Annotated in this window: 15 protein-coding genes; all 15 read left to right on the forward strand. The window is 69.4% G+C overall.

Annotation, left to right across the window (positions count from 1 at the left end; all coding sequences use genetic code 11):
- The first annotated feature begins 14 nt into the window (after positions 1-14).
- Positions 15-2,555 (forward strand): putative baseplate assembly protein, encoded by a 2,541-nt coding sequence (locus HHL11_RS24130; RefSeq protein ID WP_169421098.1) that lies wholly within the window; start codon positions 15-17, stop codon positions 2,553-2,555.
- 9 nt (positions 2,556-2,564) lie between these two features.
- Positions 2,565-5,786 (forward strand): putative baseplate assembly protein, encoded by a 3,222-nt coding sequence (locus HHL11_RS24135; protein ID WP_169421099.1) that lies wholly within the window; start codon positions 2,565-2,567, stop codon positions 5,784-5,786.
- Positions 5,783-7,972 carry a hypothetical protein gene (locus HHL11_RS24140; RefSeq protein ID WP_169421100.1) on the forward strand — a complete coding sequence of 730 codons (2,190 nt, stop codon included), beginning with the start codon at positions 5,783-5,785 and terminating at the stop codon, positions 7,970-7,972. Before HHL11_RS24135 ends, HHL11_RS24140 begins: the two co-directional genes overlap by 4 nt.
- 30 nt (positions 7,973-8,002) lie before the next feature.
- Entirely contained in the window at positions 8,003-9,565 is a 1,563-nt protein-coding gene (locus tag HHL11_RS24145; protein WP_169421101.1) for a DUF6519 domain-containing protein, read from the forward strand.
- A 101-nt stretch (positions 9,566-9,666) separates the two neighbouring features.
- On the forward strand, positions 9,667-10,611 hold the full coding sequence (locus tag HHL11_RS24150) for a LysR family transcriptional regulator (protein ID WP_169421102.1): 945 nt from the start codon (positions 9,667-9,669) through the stop codon (positions 10,609-10,611).
- Between the two features lie 25 nt (positions 10,612-10,636).
- On the forward strand, positions 10,637-12,058 hold the full coding sequence (gene leuC / locus HHL11_RS24155; RefSeq protein WP_169421103.1) for a 3-isopropylmalate dehydratase large subunit: 1,422 nt from the start codon (positions 10,637-10,639) through the stop codon (positions 12,056-12,058).
- A 26-nt stretch (positions 12,059-12,084) separates the two neighbouring features.
- On the forward strand, positions 12,085-12,207 hold the full coding sequence (locus HHL11_RS24160) for an entericidin A/B family lipoprotein (protein ID WP_169421104.1): 123 nt from the start codon (positions 12,085-12,087) through the stop codon (positions 12,205-12,207).
- Between the two features lie 2 nt (positions 12,208-12,209).
- On the forward strand, positions 12,210-12,854 hold the full coding sequence (gene leuD / locus HHL11_RS24165) for a 3-isopropylmalate dehydratase small subunit (protein WP_169421105.1): 645 nt from the start codon (positions 12,210-12,212) through the stop codon (positions 12,852-12,854).
- A gap of 151 nt (positions 12,855-13,005) precedes the next feature.
- Positions 13,006-14,097, forward strand: a complete 1,092-nt coding sequence (gene leuB, locus HHL11_RS24170; protein WP_169421106.1) for a 3-isopropylmalate dehydrogenase — start codon at positions 13,006-13,008, stop codon at positions 14,095-14,097.
- 84 nt (positions 14,098-14,181) lie between these two features.
- Positions 14,182-15,330: an aspartate-semialdehyde dehydrogenase gene (gene asd / locus HHL11_RS24175; RefSeq protein ID WP_169421107.1), complete on the forward strand. Its 1,149-nt coding sequence runs from the start codon at positions 14,182-14,184 to the stop codon at positions 15,328-15,330.
- Between the two features lie 280 nt (positions 15,331-15,610).
- Positions 15,611-18,514, forward strand: a complete 2,904-nt coding sequence (locus HHL11_RS24180; protein WP_240980375.1) for a FimV/HubP family polar landmark protein — start codon at positions 15,611-15,613, stop codon at positions 18,512-18,514.
- A 54-nt stretch (positions 18,515-18,568) separates the two neighbouring features.
- Positions 18,569-19,351: a tRNA pseudouridine(38-40) synthase TruA gene (gene truA / locus HHL11_RS24185; RefSeq protein WP_169421109.1), complete on the forward strand. Its 783-nt coding sequence runs from the start codon at positions 18,569-18,571 to the stop codon at positions 19,349-19,351.
- Entirely contained in the window at positions 19,348-20,046 is a 699-nt protein-coding gene (locus HHL11_RS24190) for a phosphoribosylanthranilate isomerase (protein ID WP_169421110.1), read from the forward strand. The genes truA and HHL11_RS24190 overlap by 4 nt, the downstream gene beginning before the upstream one ends.
- Positions 20,024-21,277 carry a tryptophan synthase subunit beta gene (gene trpB, locus HHL11_RS24195; protein ID WP_169421111.1) on the forward strand — a complete coding sequence of 418 codons (1,254 nt, stop codon included), beginning with the start codon at positions 20,024-20,026 and terminating at the stop codon, positions 21,275-21,277. Before HHL11_RS24190 ends, trpB begins: the two co-directional genes overlap by 23 nt.
- Entirely contained in the window at positions 21,274-22,086 is an 813-nt protein-coding gene (gene trpA, locus HHL11_RS24200; RefSeq protein WP_169421112.1) for a tryptophan synthase subunit alpha, read from the forward strand. The genes trpB and trpA overlap by 4 nt, the downstream gene beginning before the upstream one ends.
- Positions 22,087-22,105: the final 19 nt, after the last annotated feature.

Raw genomic sequence — 22,105 nt, forward strand, 5'->3', positions numbered from 1 at the left:
CGCGAGGAGCAGCCATGGACCTTGCCTGCCTGGTCGACCCCCGCCGCGACGCGGTGCGCCGCACGCCGGGACGCAACGGCCTCGACTACGTCGAAGTCGGCGACCACGATGCGCCGACGCTGTACGCCTGGTTCCTCGGCAAGCTGCCGCCCGAACTGCAGGTGAACCAGCCGGGCCTGGAGCAATACCTGGCGCTGGCCGGCGGCGATCGCATCACCGGGCTGCGCATCCTGGACGTCGACCCGCAGGTGGCCGACGATCCCGGGCGCGACGACTACCTCGTCATCACGCTGGACCGCACGGGCGATTTCTCCACCTACACGCTCAGCCTGGTCGGGGTGGCGAACATCGACCCGCGCTACGCCAGCGCGGACTTCCATTTCAAGGTCTGCTGTCCGGCGGAGGTCGACTGCAAGGGCTCCTGCGCCTGTCCGCAGCCGGAGCTGGACGAGCCCCAGGCCAACTACCTCGCCAAGGACTACGCGAGCTTCCGCCAGCTGCTGTTCGACCGGCTCGCCGTGACGATGCCAGGCTGGACCGAGCGCCACGTGCCCGATCTCGGCGTGACCTTGGTGGAGATCCTGGCCTATGTTGGCGACTACCTCAGCTACTACCAGGACGCCGTCGCCACCGAGGCCTACATCGGCACGGCGCGCCAGAGGATCTCGATGCGCCGGCACGCGCGGCTGGTGGACTACCGCATGCACGAAGGCTGCAATGCGCGGGCCTGGGTGCAACTGCAGGTCTCGGGCCAGCTCGAACTGCCCTCGGCGCAGACGGCCTTCATCACCGGCCTCAACGTGCCGGACTCGCTGCGGCAACCGATGATGGCGATCGAGGCGGTCGACCGCCTGCCTGCTGGCAGCTACGAGTTCTTCGAGCCCCTGCCTTCGCAGCCGCCAGGCACGCTGATGCTGCTGCCGGCCCACAACAGCATCGCCTTCTACACCTGGGGCCGGCGCGAATGCTGCCTGCTGGCTGGCGCGACCAGCGCGACGCTGCTCGATCAATGGATCGTCACAGGTGGCGACGGCGATGCCGAGGGGACGCTCACGCGCGCCCTCGCGCTGCAGGTGGGCGACGTGCTGGTGTTCGAAGAAGTGATCGGCGCGAAGACCGGCAACCCGGACGATGCCGACCCGTCGCGCCGCTGGGCCGTCCGGCTCACCAGCGTCGAAGCCTCGGAGGATTCGCTGTACCCGCAGGTGGTGCAGGAAGGCGCGGATTCCGTGGCCACGCCTGTCGTCGAGATCGCCTGGGCGGTGGACGACGCCCTGCCTTTCCCCCTGTGCCTGTCGACACTGGGCGCCGCGCCGGACTGTGCTTACCTGGTCGGCATCTCGGTGGCGCGCGGCAACATCCTGCTGGTCGACCACGGTCGCACGCTCCCGCCCGAGCCACTGCCGCCGGTGCCCGGCGTCACCGACGCAGGCTGCTGCGACTGCGAAGGCCAGCCGCGCGACGTCAGCACGCAGGCGGGGCGCTATCGCCCGACGCTGGCGCAAGCGCCGCTGCTGTTCGCGCAGCCGCTGCCGCAGCCACCCGGCGCCGCGGCACAGAGTCTCACGCAGGACCCGCGCGCGGCGGTGCCGGCGCTCGCCCTCATCGACAGCGATGGCCAGGCCTGGACGCCGCAGGCCGACCTGCTCGCCAGCGTTGCCGATGACCGCGACTGCGTGGCCGAGATCGACAACGAGGGCGTGGCCCACCTGCGCTTCGGCGACGGCGAGCTCGGGCGCGCGCCGACAGTAGACAGCAGCTTCAGCGCCAGCTACCGCATCGGCGGCGGCACCGCCGGCAACGTGGGCGCGGAGGCGATCTCGGTGCTGGTGCTCAGCGACTTCAGTGTCAGCGGCGTCACGGTGACCGTGCGCAACCCCTTGCCCGCCTTCGGAGGTATCGCGCCCGAACCCATAGACGATGCCCGGATGTTCGCGCCGCTCGCCTTCCGCCAGCAGATCGAGCGCGCGATCACGGCCGCCGACTATGCCGAGATCGCCGGCCGCAACCCGCTGCTGCAGCGGGCCGCGGCGCAGCTCGCGTGGACCGGCAGCTGGTACGAGGCCGATGTCGCGCTCGATCCCCTGGGCGGCGCGCCGTCCAGCCCCGAGCTGCTGCAGGCCGTCGCCGGGCAGCTGTATCGCTATCGCCGCATGGGGCACGACCTGCACATCCTGCCCGGGGTCCGGGTGCCCTTGACGCTCTCGCTGGACGTCTGCGCCCTGCCCGGCTACGAGCGTGGCCATGTCAAGGCGGCGCTGCTGGCACGCTTCGGCACCGGCCTGCTGCCGGGCGGCCAGCGCGCCTTCTTCCATCCCGACGCCCTGAGCTTCGGCGAGTCGGTGTTCCTGAGCCAGGTCATCGCCGCCGCGCAGGCCGTCCCCGGCGTGCAGTGCGTGCAGGTGACCGCATTCCACCGCTGCTTCGAGCCGGCCCGGCACGAGATCGACGACGGCGTGCTGCCGCTGGCCGCCAACGAGATCGCGCAGCTCGAGAACGACCCCGACCATCCGGAGCGCGGACAGCTGTCCATCCGCGTCGCCGGGGGCCGCTAGGAGGGCGCCATGAAACCAGCCTGCGGATGCCTGACCCAACCCTGCGGCTGCTGCGAAGGCGTGCAGGCGAGGACGCCGGCCGACGAATGCAATCGCCCGGGGCTGCCGGCGCTGCGCTATCGCGTCGGCACGCATGCGGAGTTCATGCAGTCCATGCAGGCACGGCTATCGACGATGGTCGTGCAAGGCGTGGGCAGCGACGGCCAGACGCTGGCGGACTTCCGCCCCTTGCAAGGCCTCACCACCCGCGACCCTGCCGACCCGTCGATCGCGCTGCTGGATGCCTGGGCCACCGTCGGCGACGTGCTGGGCTTCTACCAGGAACGCATCGCCAACGAGAATTACCTGCGCACCGCCACCGAGCGGCGTTCGGTGCTGGAGCTGTCGCGGCTGGTGGGCTACACGCCGCGGCCCGGCGTGGCGGCCTCGGTGTTCCTCGCCTACACCATCGACGACAAGCAGGTCGCGCCGGTCACCTTGCCGGTCGGCACGGCGGCGCAAAGCGTGCCCAACCCCGGCGAGCAACCGCAGACCTTCGAGACCTTCGAGCCGCTGCTGGCCGCCTCCGAGTGGAACAACCTGCAGGTGCGCATGTCGCAGCCGCCGAACATCACGCTGCAGAACGCGCTGGCCATAGTCACCTTGCAGGTCGCGGGGACCGCGACCAACCTGCGGCCCGGCGACAAGCTGCTGCTCCTGTTCAGCGCCGACGGTTCGCCCGCCGTGCTGCGCAGCGTCGCTTCCATCGACACGCAGGTCGCCGACCAGCGCACGCAGGTGACCTTGCGTCCCGTTCCTCCCGGGGTCGTGGCCTGCGTGCCGGCGCTGATGAAGGCGGTGCAGGCGCTGGCGCTGGTCGTCGACGCGAACAGCCCCGGTTCCGAGCGCCGCTCGTTCGCGCGCGCCAAGGAGATTCTGGACGCCGCCTGGCTGGCGATGCCGACCTTGCCGCTGCCGGTCACCTGGCCGCAGGAGATCGAGTGGGCGGCCGACGGCACGCTGTCGGCCGCGGTGCAGGCCATCATCGCCACCTTGCTGGCCGACATCGTCGCGGCGCTGACGGCGCTCGGGCAGTCCGTCAACCTGCCGGTCACGAACCCGGCGGAGTTCGTCCAGAAGCTGCTGCAGCCGCCCGTTCCGCAGGTGCGCAACAGCGTCGCGCTGCCGCGCAGCCTGCAGCAGGCCTTCTCGCCCACAGGCGCGCCGCTGATCCTCGGCGGCGAGGGCCTGGGCGCGGCGGCAAAGGTACTGCGGCCCTATGCCGACGTCAGCACGCAGTTGCTGGTGAGCTTTGTCCCGCACCTGGCGTCCAGCTACTACACCGCCTGGTCGGGAGCGCGGCTCAATCCGGCGCAGGCCCCGCTGAAGGCGGTGCACGTGCTGCGCGCGCGCGCTTCGCTGTTCGGCGCGACGGCCGCCAGGCTGCCGACCTACACCCCCGCCGGCATCCTGAACCCGCAGAACGCCTGGACCGACTGGACGATGGACAGCGACGAGACCAGCCAGAACGCCTTCCTCGACCAGGCCAACGAAGCCATCGTCGAAGGCAGCTATGCGGTCGCGGAAGTTTCGGGCGCACGGCTCGTGCTGCGCGTGGCCACGGCCAGCACTACGCCGCGCTCGGCCTATGGCCTCAGCGGCCAGTCCACCGAGCTCGGCTTCGTGCTGCCCGCCGAGGGCGCCTGGCGCAATGCCGGCACGAATACGTTCCTCACGGGCCTGCGCAAGACCAAGCTCTATGTGCAGAGCGAGCCGCTCACGCTGCTCGAGGATCCGCTGACGGCGCCGATCGCGTCGCAGCAGATCACGCTCGACCGCCTGTACAAGGAGCTCGTCTCGGGCCGCTGGGTCATCCTGTCCGGCGAGCGCGCCGACATAGCTGGGGTCGATGGTGTGACGGTGTCCGAGCTGCAGATGATCTCGGGCCTCAGCCACGGCGTCGATCCCACCTTGCCCGGCGACACCATCCACACGACGCTGGTGCTCGCGACGCCGCCGGCGCACCAGTACAAGCGCGACACCTTGAAGATCTACGGCAACGTCGTCAAGGCCACGCAGGGCGCCACGCGCAAGGAGACGATGGGCAGCGGCAATGGCGCGCAGGCGCTGCAGTCTTTTGCGCTCAAGCAGCCGCCACTGACCTTCGTCGCCGCGCCCACGGCCGCCGGCGCGGCAAGCACGCTGCATGTGTATGTCGACGGCATCGAGTGGCACGAGTCGGACTCGCTCGCGGCGCTGGGCCCCAAGAGCCGCGGCTTTGTCACGCTGACCGACGACGACGCCGGCACGACGGTGGTGTTCGGCAACGGCGCGCACGGCGCCCGGCTTGCCACCGGCGTGGAGAACGTGCAGGCGGTGTACCGCAGCGGCATCGGCGCCGGCGGCAACGTCGATGCCGGCCAGATCACCGTGCTGCAGTCGCGGCCGCTCGGCGTGAAGGAAGTGCTCAACCCGCTGCGCGCTGCGGGCGGGGCCGACAAGGAAAGCCGCGACCTCGCGCGCGAGAACGCGCCGCTGTCGGTGATGCCGCTGGACCGGCTGGTCTCGGTGCAGGACTACGAGGACTTCACCCGCCGCTTCGCCGGCATAGCGAAAGCCCTGGCGCAGCGCACCAGCGACGGCCGGCACGAGCTCGTGTACCTGACGATCGCCGGCACCGGCGACGTGCCCATCGACGCCAGCTCCGACCTGTACCAGAACCTGCTGAAAGCCTTGCGCGAGCAGGGCGACGCCGACCTGCCGCTGCGGGTGGACCTGCGCGAGCGCCAGGCGCTGGTGCTGAGCGCGCGCATCAAACTGCTGCCGGACTACGTCTGGGACGACGTCGTGGCTACGGCGCGCGCTGCCCTGCTCGACGCCTTCGGCTTCGACCGCCGCAGGCTGGGCCAGTGGGCCCTGCTCAGCGAGGTGATCGCCGCGATCCAGGGCGTGCGCGGCGTCGCCTGGGTGGACGTCGACAGCTTCGGCGCCGTACCCGAGCGCGTGTGGACGACCAGCACCGATGCCGACGGCACGGTGCACCGCACCCGCGAGCTGCTGACGCAGGACGACATCCTCGCCACCATCGCCGACATCATCGCGCAGGCGCAGCCGCAGAACCTCGTCGACCGGATGCCACCCAGCGTGGCCGCGTTTGCCGGCGGGCTGGACCAGGGCGCGCTGCGGCCCGCGGAGATCGTCGCCTTCACGCCCGAAGTCCCCGACACCCTCATCCTGAACCAGGTGCCATGAACGCCACCAACGATCCGCGCAACGACCGGCTCTATGCGCTGCTGCCGGCCATCCACCGGCTGCGCGACGCGGAGCGCGGCTACCCGCTGAAGGCGCTGCTGCAGGTGATCGCCGAACAGGTGAACCTCGTCGAGGACGACATCGCGCAGCTCTATGAGAACGAGTTCATCGAGACGGCCGCCGATTGGGCCGTGCCCTATCTCGGCGACCTCGTCGGCTACCGCCCCGTGGCAGACGCCGGACCGCCGGCCGATGCGAGCGGATGCCGCGAGGCCCGCGCGCTGGTGCCGCGGCGCGAGATCGCCAACCTGATCCGCACACGCCGCCGCAAGGGCACGCTGGCGCTGCTGGAGCAGCTGGCGCACGACATCGCCGGCTGGCCGGGGCGCGCGGTGGAGTCTTTCCGGCTGCTGGCCTGGGCGCAGAACATCGACCACCCGCACCTGGACCGGCATCTGCTGGTGGACCTGCGCGAGGTCGATGCGCTGGACCGCCTGGACGGGCCTTTCGACAGCGTCACCCACTGCGTCGACGTGCGCCGCATCAACTCGATGCACACCATCGGCCGCAGCAACATTCCGAGCGTCGGCGTGTTCGCCTGGCGGCTGGGCAGCCACCCGGTCACCGACACGCCGGCTTGTTGCATCGAGGACGTGGGGCCGCAGTGCTTCACCTTCAGCGTGCTGGGCCAGGATGCGCCGCTGTTCGTCAAGCCGCAACCGGAGACCGATCCTTCGCACATTGCCGGCGAGATGAACCTGCCGGCGGCGATCCGGCGGCTGGCCTTCGACAGCAGCCCGCGCGACTTCTACGGCGCAGGCCTCAGCCTCGCGATCCGCACCGACGGCTGGGGCGGCGCGCCGCCGGGCGAGGTCGTCCCCGTGGCGCAGATCCTGCCGGCGGACCTGAGCGGCTGGGTCTACGTGCCGCCGCGCGGCAAGATCGCCGTCGACCCGGTACTGGGCCGGCTCGCCTTCCCGCCCGGGCAACTGCCCAAGCGCGGCGTGCGGGTCAGCTACCAGTACGGTTTCCCGGCGGATATCGGCGGCGGCGAGTACGAGCGGCCGCTGCTCGACCCGGCGGAAGCGTTCACGCTCTATCGCGTCGGCGATGACGAAGACTGCAAGCGCATCGAGGATGCCCTGGCCCGCTGGCGGGCGGACAACCCGATGCATGCGGTCATCGAAATCACCAGCAGCGGCGTCTACGTCGAACCGCTGCAGGTTGCGCTGGCCGACTCGCAGACCTTGCAGATCCGCGCGGGCGTCCGCGTGCGGCCGGTGCTGCGGCTGATCGACTGGCAGACCGACCTGCCCGACGCCCTGAGCGTCACGCTGGGCAACGCCAGCCGCATGGCCTTCGACGGCCTGATCGTCACGGGCCGACCGATCAGCGTGGTCGGGGCCGGCGAGGACGGCGCGCCGGCCAGCGTCTGCGGCGCCGAACTGGCGATCCGCCACTGCACGCTGGTGCCCGGCTGGGCGATCGATTGCGATTGCGAACCCAAGCGCCCCTCGGAGCCCAGCCTGGAGCTGTCCGGCGTGCGCGCGCGCGTGACCATCGAGCACAGCATCATCGGCGCGATCCAGGTGCAGGAGGACGAGGTCGCGCTCGACCCGATCCCGCTGTGCATCACCGACAGCATCCTCGACGCCACCGCGGACGACCGGCAGGCCATCGCGGCCGCCGGCGGCGCTTGGGCGCACGTCACGCTGGCCATCGCGCGCTGCACCGTGTTCGGCATCGTCGACGTGCACGCGATGGCGCTCGGTGAAAACAGCGTCTTCAGCGGCTGCGTGAACGTCGCGCGCCGGCAGGTCGGCTGCATGCGCTTCTGCTACGTGCCGGTGGAATGCCGCACGCCGCGCCGCTACCGCTGCCAGCCGGATGGCGTCATCGCCGCGGTCAAGGAACGCATCACCGACGACGCGGCCAAGCAGCAGGCGGAGATCGCCAACGAGAGCCTGCGCGTCACGCCGCAGTACACCGCGCGCCGCTACGGCGCGCCGGCCTATGCGCAGCTCGGCGCGGACTGCGCCATCGAGATCGTGCGCGGCGCCGACGACGAATCCGAGATGGGGGCCTACCACGACCTCTTCCAGCCGCAGCGCGCGGCCAACCTGCGGGCGCGGCTCGCGGAATACACGCCGGCGGGCATGGACGTCGGCCTGTTCTTCGCGAACTGACGCACACCAGACACCGAAAGGGACCGCGACATGAAGGGCGACTTCTCACGCATCGGCTTCGATCCGAGCAAGCACTTCAGCCAGGTGCTGCTGCAGCAGGGCCGTGTCACGCTGGACGCCGATCCGAACGAACAGGGCGCGATCCTGCTGCACGTGATCCGCACGCTGGCGCGCGACCTCATCGGCCCCTGCGGCGGGCCGGCCGACAACCTGGGCTTCCAGCTGGCGCTGGACACCACCGACGCCAGCCATCCGCACCTGACGATAGGCGCCGGCCGCTACTACGTCGACGGCATCCTGGTGGAGAACGACAGCGACTGCGACTACGCCGCGCAGCCGGACTTCACCGCGGCCGACGACGACCCGCTGCTGCAGCGGCTGGCCTCGCAAAGCGGCGAGGATTTCTGGCTTTACCTCGACGTCTGGGAACGCCACGTGAGCGCGATCGAGGACGACAGCATCCGCGAGCCGGCGCTGGGCGGGCCGGACACCTGCTCGCGCGCGCAGGTCGTCTGGCAGGTGCGCGCGCTCGCCCGCGACACGCTCCTCAAGACCTTGGGCGACGAGCGCGACGCGGCGCAGCAGAAGCTGCAGGATCCCAACCTCACCGACGACGAACGGGCCGTGCTGCAGGCACGCCTCGACCAGTTGCAGCAGGACCTGAACGGACTCTCGCAAGCCAATGGCCAGAGCGGCAACGATTGCACCGCCGGACTCGATGCACTCACGGGCCTCAGCGATGCCCACATGGTCGCCCGGCTCGACCCGGGCCAGCAGATCAAGGACCCGTGCTCGATCGCGCCCGACGCCCTGTACCGCGGCGCCGAGAACCAGCTCTATCGGGTCGAAATCCATCGCGGCAGCGCCGCCGGCGTTTCACCCACCTTCAAGTGGTCGCGCGACAACGGCAGCGTCGCCACCCGCTGGCTGGGCACCGAGGGCAACGACCTGCTCGTCGCCAGCAGCCGGGGCTTCACCGCCGGCACCTGGGTCGAGCTGGCGGCCGATTCGAACGACTTCTCCGGCGAGCCGGGGCTGCTGGTGAAGCTGGTCAAGGTGGATGGCGACCGGCTCAGCGTCGACCCGGCGAGCATCCCGGCGGACGGGTCGATCGCGCTGACCGCCTCGATGACGCATGCCAAGGTGCGCCGCTGGGACCAGGCGGAAACCGACGACATCACGCTGGACCAAGGCGCGGTGCCGCTGCTGGAGGCGAGCGACACCCAGCCGAACTGGATCACGCTGGAAGACGGCATCCAGGTGCAGTTCACGGCCGGAGGCAGCTACCGCAGCGGCGACTACTGGCTGATCCCGGCGCGGGTGGCCACCGGCAGCATCGAGTGGCCGCACACCGTGGCGAGCAGCGGCGACGTCGAATGGCAATCGGAGCCGCCGGCCGGCACCCAGCACCATTACGCGCCGCTGGGCTTCGTCGGCGGCAATTCCGACAACCGCCTGAGCGTGTCGTCCTCCTGCCTGTGCCAGCTGCGCTCGATCAACTCCTGCGCCCTGGCGAACCGGGACGTGGTGCGGCCGAAGCAGGCCCCCAAGCCGCGCGTGCGCCCGAAGAGCGGCGCCACGAAGCGGAAATAGCTGCCCTCCAAGAAGGCCGCCATCGTGGATCGCGATGGCGGGGCATTCATTTCCTGCGAAAATCGCGGTTCGCCATCGCCCACGGCGATGCCCGAGCCGCCATGCGCCCCTCCGAACGCTCCTTCGCCCGCCGGATCGACCTGACCTCGCTGCAGCTTTTCGTCGCTGTCTGCGAGCTCGGCTCCATCGGCCGCGCCGCCGAACGCGAATTCATCGCCGCCTCGGCGGTGAGCAAGCGCCTGTCGGACCTGGAAGCGACGCTGGAAACGCCCCTGCTCTATCGCCACACGCGCGGCGTCAAGCTCACGCCGGCCGGCGAAAGCCTGCTGCACCACGCCCGCTCGGTGCTGTTCAGCCTGGAGAAGATGCAGGCGGAGCTCTCCGAGTACGCCGACGGCGTCAAGGGGCACGTGCGCATCCACGCCAACATCTCGGCGATCGTGCAGTTCCTGCCGGAGGACCTGGGCTCGTTCAGCCAGGCGCACCCGCAGGTCAAGATCGACCTCGAGGAGCACCTCAGCACCGAGGTGGTCCGCGCCGTGCAGGAAGGCGCGGCCGACCTGGGCATCTGTAACGTCACGAGCGGCAACAACGGCCACGAACTGCAGACCTTGCCCTACCGGCAGGACGAACTGGTGCTGATCGTGCCGCGCCAGCATGTGCTGGCAAGGAAGAAGGCGGTCGCCTTCGAGGACACGCTGGACTTCGACCACGTGGGCCTGCACTCCAACAGCTCGATCTACCTCGCGATGCGCGAGGCCGCCGCGGCCGCCGGCCGCACGATCCGCCTGCGCATCCACGTCACCGGCCTCGACGCCATGGGCCGGATGATCCAGAACGGCCTCGGCGTCGGCGTGATGCCGCGCCGCGCCTTCACCCTCATGAACGGGGCGGGCGAGCTCGAATGCGTCGCCCTCACCGACGACTGGGCCCGGCGCGACATCCGCCTCGTGGCCCGCGATTTCTCCACCCTGCCGCTCACGGCGCGCCTGCTGGTCGACCACCTGCGGGCCCGCGCGCAGGAGCAGCAGCCTCTCGCCGCATAGAATTTCTCTCCAAAGGAAAGCCCCCATGGGACGCACCCTGTACGACAAGATCTGGGACGAGCACGTCGTCCGCTCCGAGGAAGACGGCACCGCCGTCCTCTACATCGACCGCCACCTGGTGCACGAAGTGACCAGCCCGCAGGCCTTCGAAGGCCTGCGCGAGGCCGGCCGCAAGGTCTGGCGCATCAGTTCCGTGGTCGCCACCGCCGACCACAACACGCCCACCACCGGCTGGGAGCGCGGCTACGACGGCATCGAGGACCCGATCTCCAAGCAGCAGGTCACGACGCTGGACAAGAACATCGCGGAGTTCGGCGCCGGCGCCTACTTCCCGTTCCTGAACAAGCGCCAGGGCATCGTCCACGTCATCGGCCCCGAGGAAGGCGCGACCCTGCCCGGCATGACGGTCGTCTGCGGCGACTCGCACACCTCCACCCACGGCGCTTTCGGCGCGCTGGCGCACGGCATCGGCACCTCCGAAGTGGAGCACGTGCTGGCCACCCAGACGCTGCTGCAGCGGAAGGCGAAGAACCTGCTGGTGCAGGTGGACGGCAAGCTCGCTCCCGGCATCACCGCCAAGGACATCGTGCTGGCCATCATCGGCAAGATCGGCACCGCCGGCGGCACCGGCTACACCATCGAGTTCGCCGGCTCCGCGATCCGCGGCCTGACGATGGAAGGCCGCATGACCGTCTGCAACATGGCCATCGAGGCGGGCGCGCGCGCCGGCCTGGTGGCCCCGGACGAGACCACCTTCGCCTACGTCAAGGGCAAGCCGCTCGCGCCCAACGGCGTGGAGTGGGACCAGGCCGTCACTTACTGGCGCACGCTGTTCTCCGACGCGGACGCCAAGTTCGACGCCGTGGTCAAGCTGGATGCCTCACAGATCGTGCCGCAGGTCACTTGGGGCACCTCGCCGGAGATGGTGACCACCGTCGACGGCCGCGTGCCGGACCCGGACAAGGAAAAAGACCCGAACAAGCGCAACGCCATGGAGCGCGCGCTGACCTACATGGGCCTGCAACCGGGCAAGCCGATGAACGACATCTTCGTCGACAAGGTGTTCATCGGCTCCTGCACCAACAGCCGCATCGAGGACCTGCGCGACGCCGCCGCCGTGGTGAAGAAACTGGGCCGCAAGGTCGCCTCCAACGTCAAGGCGGCGCTGGTGGTGCCGGGCTCGGGCGTCGTCAAGGAACAGGCGGAGCGCGAAGGCCTGGACAAGATCTTCCAGGCTGCGGGCTTCGAATGGCGCGAGCCGGGCTGCTCCATGTGCCTGGCCATGAACGCCGACCGGCTGGAGCCGGGCGAGCGCTGCGCCTCCACCAGCAACCGCAACTTCGAAGGCCGCCAGGGCGCCGGCGGCCGCACCCACCTCGTGAGCCCCGCCATGGCCGCCGCCGCCGCCGTGCACGGGCATTTCGTCGACATCCGGGCTTTTGCCTGAACCCACACCACTTTAGGAGTGCTCTCATGAAATCGATCGCTGTCCTGCTTGCCGCCGCTTTTCTTCTCGCCGGCTGCAACACCGTCCGCGGCTTCGGCCAGGACGTGCAGAAGGCAGGCGAAAAGCTCGAGAGCGCCGCCAAAAAATAATCATGGATAAGTTCACTGTTCATAAGGGCCTCGTTGCCCCGATGGATCGCGAAAACGTCGACACGGACGCGATCATTCCCAAGCAGTTCCTGAAGCGGATCACCAAGTCCGGCTTCGGCGACAACCTGTTCGACGAGTGGCGCTTCCTGGACCACGGCGAGCCGGACTCGGTCCTGGCCGACCGCAAGCCCAACCCGGACTTCGTGCTGAACCAGCCGCGCTACAAGGGCGCGTCGATCCTGATCGCGCGCAAGAACTTCGGCTGCGGCTCCTCGCGCGAACACGCGCCCTGGGCCCTGCAGCAGTACGGGTTCCGCGCGCTGATCGCGCCCAGCTTCGCCGACATCTTCTTCAACAACACCTTCAAGAACGGCCTGCTGCCCATCGTGCTGCCCGAAGCCACGGTGGCCCAGCTGTTCGACGAGGTGGCGGCCTTCCCCGGCTACGAGCTGACGGTGGACCTGGAGCGCCAGGTGATCGTGAAGGCGCAGGGCGAGGAGATCGCCTTCGACGTGCAGCCATTCCGCAAGTACTGCCTGCTCAATGGCTTCGACGACATCGGCCTGACCCTGCGCCACGCCGACACCATCAAGCAATACGAAGCCGAGCGCCTGGCGACCAAGCCCTGGCTGGCGCATACGCTTTAAATACCGGGACTTCCGGACGCAAAAGACGCAAAGGTTTCACAAAGGTCGCAAAAGGACTCAACAAAAGTCGTTTTCTTCTTTTGCGACCTTTGCGTAGTTTTTGCGCCCTTTGCGCTCGGAAGTCCGATCCCGTCTTCAAGAAAGAACACCCATGAAAATCGCAGTCCTGCCCGGCGATGGCATCGGCAAGGAGATCGTCACCGAGGCGGTCAAGGTCCTGAACGTCCTGGACCTGAAGTTCGAGATGGAAACCGCCGACGTCGGCGGCGTCGCCTATGACAAGCATGGCCACCCGCTGCCCGAAGCCACGCTGAAGCTCGCCAAGGAAGCCGACGCCGTGCTGTTCGGCGCCGTCGGCGACTGGAAGTACGACAAGCTGGAACGCCAGTTCCGCCCCGAGCAGGCCATCCTGGGCCTGCGCAAGAACCTGGGCCTGTTCGCCAATTTCCGTCCGGCCATCTGCTACGAGCAGCTGACCCACGCTTCCAGCCTGAAGCCGGAACTGGTCGCCGGCCTGGACATCCTGATCATCCGCGAGCTGACCGGCGACATCTACTTCGGCCAGCCGCGCGGCCGCCGCACGGCCGTCGACGGTCACTTCCCCGGCGCCGAGGAGGCCTTCGACACCATGCGCTACTCGCGCCCGGAGATCGAGCGCATCGCTCACGTCGCCTTCCAGGCCGCGCGCAAGCGCAGCAAGAAGGTGACCTCGGTCGACAAGGCCAACGTGCTGGAGACCTTCCAGTTCTGGAAGGACGTGGTCACGGAAGTGGGCCAGCACTACCCGGACGTGAAGCTGGACCACATGTACGTGGACAACGCCGCCATGCAGCTGGTGAAGCAGCCCAAGTCCTTCGACGTCATCGTCACCGGCAACATGTTCGGCGACATCCTGTCCGATGAGGCATCCATGCTGACCGGCTCCATCGGCATGCTGCCCTCCGGCAGCATGAACGCCACCAGCCAGGGCCTGTACGAGCCGTCCCACGGCAGCGCGCCCGACATCGCCGGCAAGGGGATTGCGAATCCTTTGGCTACAATACTGTCTGCCGCCATGATGCTCCGCTTCTCCCTCAACCAGCCCCAGGCCGCCGACCGTATCGAGTCTGCGGTCAAGGACGTGCTGTCGCAAGGGCTGCGGACGGCGGACATCCATTCCGAAGGCACCACGAAAGTCGGCACCCAGCAGATGGGCGACGCCGTCGTGGCCGCGATCACCACGAAGAAGACCATTAAGAGCTAGCTAGCTCCGGTTCGTCGCGCGCCTTCTCCCGGCTCGACGAGCCGGGAGCAAAGGAAAGTTTTCAAAACTGAAAGGCGCGACGCGATGAAACTCTCGAACGGACAACAACCGCTGGTCGGCCTCGTCGGCTGGCGCGGCATGGTCGGCTCGGTCCTCATGGACCGGATGCAGGCCGAAGGCGACTTCGGCCTGATCGAGCCGGTCTTCTTCTCCACTTCCAATGCCGGCGGCAAGGCGCCCGCCCAGGCGAAGAACGAGAGCACGCTCAAGGACGCCTTCGACATCGACGCACTGAAGAAGTGCGACATCGTCATCACGGCCCAGGGCGGCGACTACACCACCGAGGTGTTCCCCAAGCTGCGCGCGGCCGGCTGGAACGGCCACTGGATCGACGCGGCCTCCACGCTGCGCATGAAGGACGACGCCGTCATCATCCTCGACCCGGTCAACCTGCCGGTGATCAAGAACGCCCTCGCCAAGGGCGGCCGCAACTGGATCGGCGGCAACTGCACCGTCAGCTGCATGCTGATGGGCGTGGGCGCGCTGTACAAGGCCGGCCTGGTCGAGTGGATGACCAGCATGACCTACCAGGCCGCTTCCGGCGGCGGCGCGCAACACATGCGTGAACTGCTCACGCAATTCGGCACTCTCAATGCCGAGGTGCGCGGCCTGCTCGACGACCCCAAGTCGGCCATCCTGGAGATCGACCGCAAGGTGCTGGCGCGCCAGCAGTCCATGACCGGCGAAGAGACCGCGAACTTCGGCGTGCCGCTGGGTGGCTCGCTGATCCCCTGGATCGACAAGGACCTGGGCAACGGTGTCTCCCGCGAAGAGTGGAAGGCCGGCGCCGAGACCAACAAGATCCTGGGCCAGGGCGAAGGCTTCGGCACCCGGGCGGTCCCGGTGGACGGCTTCTGCGTGCGCGTGGGCGCCATGCGCTGCCACTCGCAGGCCCTGACCTTCAAGCTGAAGAAGGACGTGCCGGTGGCCGACATCGAGGCCATGATCGCCGCCGACAACCCCTGGGCGAAGGTCGTCCCGAACACCCGCGAAGCCACCATGCAGGGCCTGACGCCGGTGGCCGTCACCGGCACGCTGGACATCCCGGTGGGCCGCGTGCGCAAGCTGGCGATGGGCCCGGACTACGTCGGCGCCTTCACCATCGGCGACCAGCTGCTGTGGGGCGCGGCGGAGCCGCTGCGCCGCATGCTGCGCATCCTGCTGGACGCGTAACAGGGCGCTTCCGGCCTCACGAAAAAGCGGTCCGCGGACCGCTTTTTTGCTGGCAGGCCACCTGTATCACGGCGTTACGGCGCGTTGTTCCGCGCCAACAGCCTACTGCCGTGTACGAAGTGTCACAGCGTTCCACGGACATTAAGAGGTGTCTCAGCTTGTCAGTCTAAGACATTGCTGCTAAGGTACTTTTTCGAATTTAGCCCTCGAGGCGACCAGCCGAATGAAGAGAACAAGACTGCCTGCAGAACGAGCAGTGGGGACGCCAAAAATGATGAGCATGCCCAAGGCTCGGCTGTCCGCGCTGGCCCTCGCGGCAGCACTCACCCTGACTTTCGCGCCCGATGCCCTCGCCCTGGCGTTGGGCCGCGTCACCGTGCAATCCGCGCTGGGAGAACCCCTGCGCGCCGACATCGACCTGCCGGAGATCACGGCGGAGGAAGTGTCGTCGCTGAAGGCGAACATCGCGCCGGTGACAGTGTTCCAGTCCCGAGGCGTGGACTTGAGCCCGTCGCTGCAGGGCGTAAACATCACCTTGCAGCGCCGTCCCAACGGCAGCTACTTCCTGCGCCTGGCGGGCGACCGCCCGACCACGGATCCCTTCGTGGACGTGATCCTGGAAGCGAGCTGGTCCTCCGGCCGCATCCAGCGTGATTTCACGCTGCTGCTGGATCCGCCGAGCCAGCGCCAGCCCGCTGCGCCGTTGCAGGCCCAGGTGGCGCCCGCGCCTTCGCGCGGCACCGCCCCGGCCGCCGGCACGCCGCTGCCGCCCGCTGCTCGGCCCGCTCCGGCCGCGCCCGCGCCGCGCGCCGGCACCGGCACCGCTTCCAGCACGCCCAGCCCAGCACCGGCGCCGCGCGCGGCCACCACGCCCGCACCCTCCACCGGTGGTGGCGGCGGCGAAGGCAAGAAGGTCACCGTGCAGGCTGGCGACACCGCCGGCAAGATCGCCTCGGCCAACAAGCCCGCGAGCATCTCGCTGGACCAGATGCTGGTGGCGCTGCTGCGCTCCAACCCGGACGCCTTCGTCGATGGCAACGTCAACCGCCTGAAGGCCGGCGCCGTGCTGGACATGCCCAGCAACGAGCAGGCCAGCCAGGTGCAGCCGACGGACGCCCACCAGACCCTGGTGGCGCAGAGCCGCGACTTCAACGAGTTCCGCCACCGCCTGGCCGAAGGCCTGCCGGCGGCGAAGACCCCCGCCGCGCAGCGCGAAGCCTCCGGCCGCGTGCAGGCGCAGGTCGAGGACAAGAAAGCCCAGACCGGCTCGCCCGACAAGCTGACGCTGTCCAAGGGCGCCGTCGCAGGCAAGGGCAGCGCCGACCGCATCGCCAAGGAACGCGCCGCGCAGGACGCTTCCAACCGCGTCGCCGAGCTGAACAAGAACATCCAGGACCTGAACCGCCTGACCGGCACCACCCCGGGCGCTGCGCCCGGTGGCGCCGGCGCGAAGTCGGGTCCCGGCGTCACCGTGCCCGCGGGTGTCGCCACCAACGCGCGTCCGGCTTCCGCTCCTGGCGCGACCACGCCGGCCGGCCGTGCCGCTTCGGCGCCCGTGCTTGCCGCCGCGACGCCTGCTGCCCATCCCGCGTCGGTCGCCGCTGCCGCCACGCCGGCCAAGCCCGCTTCCGTCGCCTCCGCGGCGGCCGTGACGCCGGCAGCGCCTGCGTCCGCGCCGGCCGCTGCTCCGGCTCCCGCGCCTGCCGCTGCGGCCGTGACCTCCGCCGCCTCGGCGCCCAGCGCTCCCGCTACTTCCGCCGCCAGCGCTCCGGTTGCAGCCGCCAGCGCACCGGCTGCCGGCGAAGCCACCCCCGTCGCTGCGGCGCCTGCCCCGGCCCCGGCTCCCGCGCCGAAGCCCGTGGCCAAGAAGGCCCCGTCGCCGCCCCCGCCACCGGAACCCAGCTTCCTCGAGGACGTGCTGGACAACCCGCTGGTGCCCGCGCTGGGCGTCGGCCTGCTGGCCGTCCTGCTGGGCCTGGGCTTCTACAAGATGCGCCAGAAGCGCAAGACGGCCGCGGTCGACAGTTCCTTCCTGGAAAGCCGCCTGCAGCCCGATTCCTTCTTCGGCGCCAGCGGTGGCCAGCGCATCGACACGGCCGAGGCCAACAACCCGACCGGCTCCTCGATGGTCTACTCGCCCAGCCAGCTCGACGCGGCCGGCGACGTCGACCCGGTGGCCGAAGCGGACGTGTACCTCGCCTACGGCCGCGACCTGCAGGCCGAGGAAATCCTCAAGGAAGCCCTGCGCATCAACCCGCAGCGCGTGGCGATCCATGCCAAGCTGCTGGAGATCTACGCCAAGCGCCGCGACGCCAAGGCCTTCGAGACCGTTGCCGCCGAGGCCTACAACCTCACGCACGGCACCGGTCCCGAGTGGGACCACATCACCGAACTGGGCCGCGAGCTGGATGCGTCCAACCCGATGTACCGCCCGGGCGGCGAGCCTGGCGCCGGTGCAGCCGCGGCTGCTGCGGCGGCCACGGCCGGCGCCGCTGCCTTCGGTTCGACCCAGCCCATCTCCGCCGCACCCGCGCCGCAAGCCGCGGCGCCGGCGGGCGACCTGGACCTCGACCTGGATTTTTCCCTCGGTGACGAGCCGGCGGCGCCCGCACCTGCACCCGTAGCCGCCGCCCCCGCGCTGGTGGCGCGCCCTGCCCCGGCGCCCGCGCCGGCGGAAGTGCCGCCGCTGGAAATGGACTTCGGCATGCCGCCCGCGGCGCCGGCGCCCGCTCTGGAACCGGTCCGGCTCGACGCCCCCGGCCTCACGCTGGACGAGAACAGCCTGAACTTCGAGCCCTCGCCGGCTCCGGCGCCCGCGCCCAAGGCCGCTCCGGCCCCTGCGCCGGCCGACGGCCTGATGGAGTTCGACCTCGGCTCGCTGTCGCTGGACCTGCCCGGTTCCGCACCGGCACCGGCCCCCGCGCCGGCGGCCGCCGCACCCAAGGCGCCGCCTGCTGCAGCCCCGGCCATGCCGGCGCTGGAGCCGCTGCCCGTCATGGACCTGGGTGGCTCGCCCGACGTCGGCGCCGCGGACAGCCCGCTGGCGACCAAGCTGGCCCTGGCCGAAGAGTTCAACGCCATCGGCGACGCCGACGGCGCCCGCAGCCTGGCCGAGGAAGTGCTGGCCGAAGCCTCGGGTGACCTGAAGTCGCGGGCGCAGAAGCTGCTCGCCGAGATCGGCTGAGTTCACTTAGGGTGCGCAGCTCCGCTGCGCACCGCGCGAGGACGCGGCATCACCATGAGGCTGGCTCTCGGCATCAGCTACAACGGACAAGCCTACGACGGCTGGCAAAGCCAGCCGTCGGGCCGCACCGTGCAGGACCACCTCGAGTCCGCCCTGGCGCGGTTCGCCGCCCGCCCCGTCAACACCATCTGCGCCGGCCGCACCGATGCCGGCGTGCACGGCCTCATGCAGGTGGTGCACTTCGACACCGAGGTGCAGCGGGCCGAGTTCTCCTGGGTGCGCGGCACCAACACTTTCCTGCCGCCCGACATCGCCGTGCAATGGGCCAGGCCCGTGCCCGACGCCTTCCACTCGCGCGCCAGTGCCAAGGCGCGGCGCTATGCCTACGTGCTGCTGGAGTCGCCGGTGCGCCCCAGCGTCGAAGCCGGACGGACCGGCTGGGTGTTCCGGCCGCTGGACCTGGAGGCGATGCAGGAAGCGGCCGCGCACCTGGTCGGCGAACACGACTTCACCTCCTTCCGCGCCTCCGCCTGCCAGGCGAAGAGCCCGGTGAAGACGCTGCAGCCCGTGAAGATCAGCCGCAACGGGCCGTACTGGCGCTTCGAGTTCGAGGCCAACGCCTTCCTGCACCACATGATCCGCAACCTCATGGGCTGCCTGCTGGTCGTGGGCCAGGGCCTGCAGCCGCCGGGCTGGATGAGGGAAGTGCTGGCAGCGAAGAGCCGCGACGCCGCCGCCCCCACCTTCTCCCCGGACGGGCTGTACTTCCTGGGCCCGGTCTACGAAGACCATTGGGGCCTGCCGAAGGAAGTGCCCGCCTATCATTGGTTGCCATGACCCTTGCCCATCCACGCACCCGCATCAAGATCTGCGGCCTGACGCGCGAACAGGACGTGGACGCAGCCGTCGAAGCCGGCGCCGATGCCATCGGCCTGGTGCTGTACCCCAAGAGCCCCCGCTACGTCACGCCGCAGCGCGCGGGCGAACTGGCGCGCCGGCTGCCGCCGTTCGTCACGCCGGTGCTGCTGTTCGTCAACGCGTCGCTGGACGCGATCAAGGCCGCCGTCGACCAGGTGCCCACCGCCACCCTGCAATTCCATGGCGACGAAAGCGAGCCGGACTGCCTGAGCGCCGGCCGGCCCTACCTGCGCGCCGCCCGCATCCCGCTGGACGAGGCCTCGCCCTTCGACTTGCTAAAATTCGCCTCCGAACACCCACAGGCCCAGGCCCTGCTGCTCGACGCCCACGTCGAGGGCTACGGCGGGGGCGGGAAAGCATTCCATTGGTCACGGCTTCCACCAAGCGTCAACTGTCACGCCGTTTTGTCTGGTGGGCTCACACCTGCAAACGTGGGCGATGGCATCGTGCAAGTACGGCCGCGTTTCCGGACGCTGGCCGTTGATGTGAGTTCCGGCGTCGAAGCATCGAAAGGTGTGAAGGACCCGGAGAAGATCCATCGGTTCGTCGCGGCCGTGCGTGCCGCCGACCAGCTTCTTGCAGAGTCTCCCCATGCCCTCTTACCAGCAACCTGACGCCGCCGGCCACTTCGGCATCTACGGCGGCACCTTCGCCAGCGAAACGCTGACCCACGCCATCCGCGAGCTGCGCGACGCCTACGCGAAGTTCAAGGACGACCCCGAGTTCCTGCGCGAGTTCGAGTACGAGCTCAAGCACTTCGTGGGCCGGCCCTCGCCCATCTACCACGCGCAGCGCATGAGTCGCGAACAGGGCGGCGCGCAGATCTTCCTGAAGCGCGAAGACCTGAACCACACCGGCGCCCACAAGATCAACAACGTGATCGGCCAGGCCATGCTCGCCAGGCGCATGGGCAAGCCGCGCGTGATCGCCGAAACCGGCGCCGGCCAGCACGGCGTGGCCACGGCCACCATCTGCGCCCGCTACGGCCTGGAATGCGTGGTCTACATGGGCAGCAACGACGTCAAGCGCCAGAGCCCCAACGTCTACCGCATGAACCTGCTGGGCGCCCGCGTGGTGCCGGTGGAAAGCGGCAGCAAGACGCTGAAGGACGCGCTGAACGAGGCGATGCGCGACTGGGTCACCAACGTCGAGAACACGTTCTACATCATCGGCACGGTGGCGGGACCGCACCCCTACCCGATGATGGTGCGCGATTTCCAGAGCGTGATCGGCACCGAGTCGATCGAGCAGATGCCCGGCCTCAACAACGGCCGCCAGCCCGATGCGGTGGTCGCCTGCGTCGGCGGCGGCAGCAACGCCATGGGCATCTTCTACCCGTACATCCCGTTCGAGAACACGCGCCTGGTCGGCGTGGAAGCGGCGGGCGAAGGGCTGGACAGCGGCAAGCACTCGGCCTCGCTGCAACGCGGCTCGCCCGGCGTGCTGCACGGCAACCGCACCTACATCCTGCAGGACGCCAACGGCCAGATCATCGAGACGCACAGCGTGAGCGCGGGCCTCGACTACCCCGGCGTGGGCCCCGAGCACGCGTGGCTCAAGGACATCGGCCGTGCCGAATACGTGGGCATCACCGACGCCGAGGCGCTGGAAGCCTTCCACTACCTGTGCCGCACCGAAGGCATCATCCCGGCGCTGGAATCCAGCCACGCCATCGCCTACGCGATGAAGCTGGCGAAGACGATGAAGCCCGAGCAGAGCATCCTGGTGAACCTGTCCGGCCGCGGCGACAAGGACATCGGCACGGTGGCCGACCTCGCCGGCGTGGACTTCTACGACCGGCCTTCCATGCGTGGCCTCACGCTGAAGGGAGGGCCCAAGCAATGAGCCGCATCCCCGCCACCTTCGAGCGCCTCGCGAATGAAAAGCGCAAGGCCCTCATCCCCTACATCACGGCCGGCTTCCCCTTTGCCGACATCACGCCGGAGCTGATGCACGGCATGGTGGCCGCGGGCGCCGACGTGATCGAGCTGGGCGTGCCCTTCTCCGACCCGATGGCCGACGGCCCGGTGATCCAGCGCGCCGGCGAGAAGGCGCTGACCTTCGGCATCGGCATGGCACACGTGCTGGAGATGGTGAAGACCTTCCGCCAGGGCGACGACAAGACGCCCGTGGTGCTGATGGGATATGCCAACCCGATCGAGCGCTACGACCTGACGCACGGCCGCAATGCCTTCGTCCGCGACGCCGCCGGGTCGGGCGTCGACGGCGTGCTGGTGGTTGACTACCCGCCGGAGGAATGCGAAGCCTTCGCCGCGGAGCTGAAGGCCAACGGCCTGGACCTGATCTTCCTGCTGGCCCCGACCAGCACCAGCGAACGCATCCAGCAGGTGGCGCGCATCGCCAGCGGCTACGTGTACTACGTTTCACTGAAGGGCATCACCGGCGCCGGCAACCTCGACACCTCCGCGGTCGAACAGGCCCTGCCCCGGATCCGCCAGCACGTGAAGATTCCCGTCGGCGTCGGTTTCGGCATCCGCGACGCTGCCACCGCGAAAAGCATCGGCCGGGTGGCTGACGCGGTGATCATCGGCACCAAGGTCATCCAGGTCGTGGAAGATGAACCGCGTGAGCGGGTGCTTACAGCGCTCGGCGCTTTCCTGCGCGAAGTCCGGCAGGCGCTGGACGATAGATAATGTCCAGGGGACAGACCAG

Source organism: Ramlibacter agri (assembly GCF_012927085.1).
GTDB classification, from domain to species: Bacteria; Pseudomonadota; Gammaproteobacteria; order Burkholderiales; family Burkholderiaceae_C; genus Ramlibacter; species Ramlibacter agri.

Coding starts and splice junctions, on each gene's coding strand:
- HHL11_RS24130 (WP_169421098.1), top strand. CDS start 15: ATGGACCTTGCCTGCCTGGTCGACCCCCGCCGCGACGCGGTGCGCCGC.
- HHL11_RS24135 (WP_169421099.1), top strand. CDS start 2,565: ATGAAACCAGCCTGCGGATGCCTGACCCAACCCTGCGGCTGCTGCGAA.
- HHL11_RS24140 (WP_169421100.1), top strand. CDS start 5,783: ATGAACGCCACCAACGATCCGCGCAACGACCGGCTCTATGCGCTGCTG.
- HHL11_RS24145 (WP_169421101.1), top strand. CDS start 8,003: ATGAAGGGCGACTTCTCACGCATCGGCTTCGATCCGAGCAAGCACTTC.
- HHL11_RS24150 (WP_169421102.1), top strand. CDS start 9,667: ATGCGCCCCTCCGAACGCTCCTTCGCCCGCCGGATCGACCTGACCTCG.
- leuC (WP_169421103.1), top strand. CDS start 10,637: ATGGGACGCACCCTGTACGACAAGATCTGGGACGAGCACGTCGTCCGC.
- HHL11_RS24160 (WP_169421104.1), top strand. CDS start 12,085: ATGAAATCGATCGCTGTCCTGCTTGCCGCCGCTTTTCTTCTCGCCGGC.
- leuD (WP_169421105.1), top strand. CDS start 12,210: ATGGATAAGTTCACTGTTCATAAGGGCCTCGTTGCCCCGATGGATCGC.
- leuB (WP_169421106.1), top strand. CDS start 13,006: ATGAAAATCGCAGTCCTGCCCGGCGATGGCATCGGCAAGGAGATCGTC.
- asd (WP_169421107.1), top strand. CDS start 14,182: ATGAAACTCTCGAACGGACAACAACCGCTGGTCGGCCTCGTCGGCTGG.
- HHL11_RS24180 (WP_240980375.1), top strand. CDS start 15,611: ATGCCCAAGGCTCGGCTGTCCGCGCTGGCCCTCGCGGCAGCACTCACC.
- truA (WP_169421109.1), top strand. CDS start 18,569: ATGAGGCTGGCTCTCGGCATCAGCTACAACGGACAAGCCTACGACGGC.
- HHL11_RS24190 (WP_169421110.1), top strand. CDS start 19,348: ATGACCCTTGCCCATCCACGCACCCGCATCAAGATCTGCGGCCTGACG.
- trpB (WP_169421111.1), top strand. CDS start 20,024: ATGCCCTCTTACCAGCAACCTGACGCCGCCGGCCACTTCGGCATCTAC.
- trpA (WP_169421112.1), top strand. CDS start 21,274: ATGAGCCGCATCCCCGCCACCTTCGAGCGCCTCGCGAATGAAAAGCGC.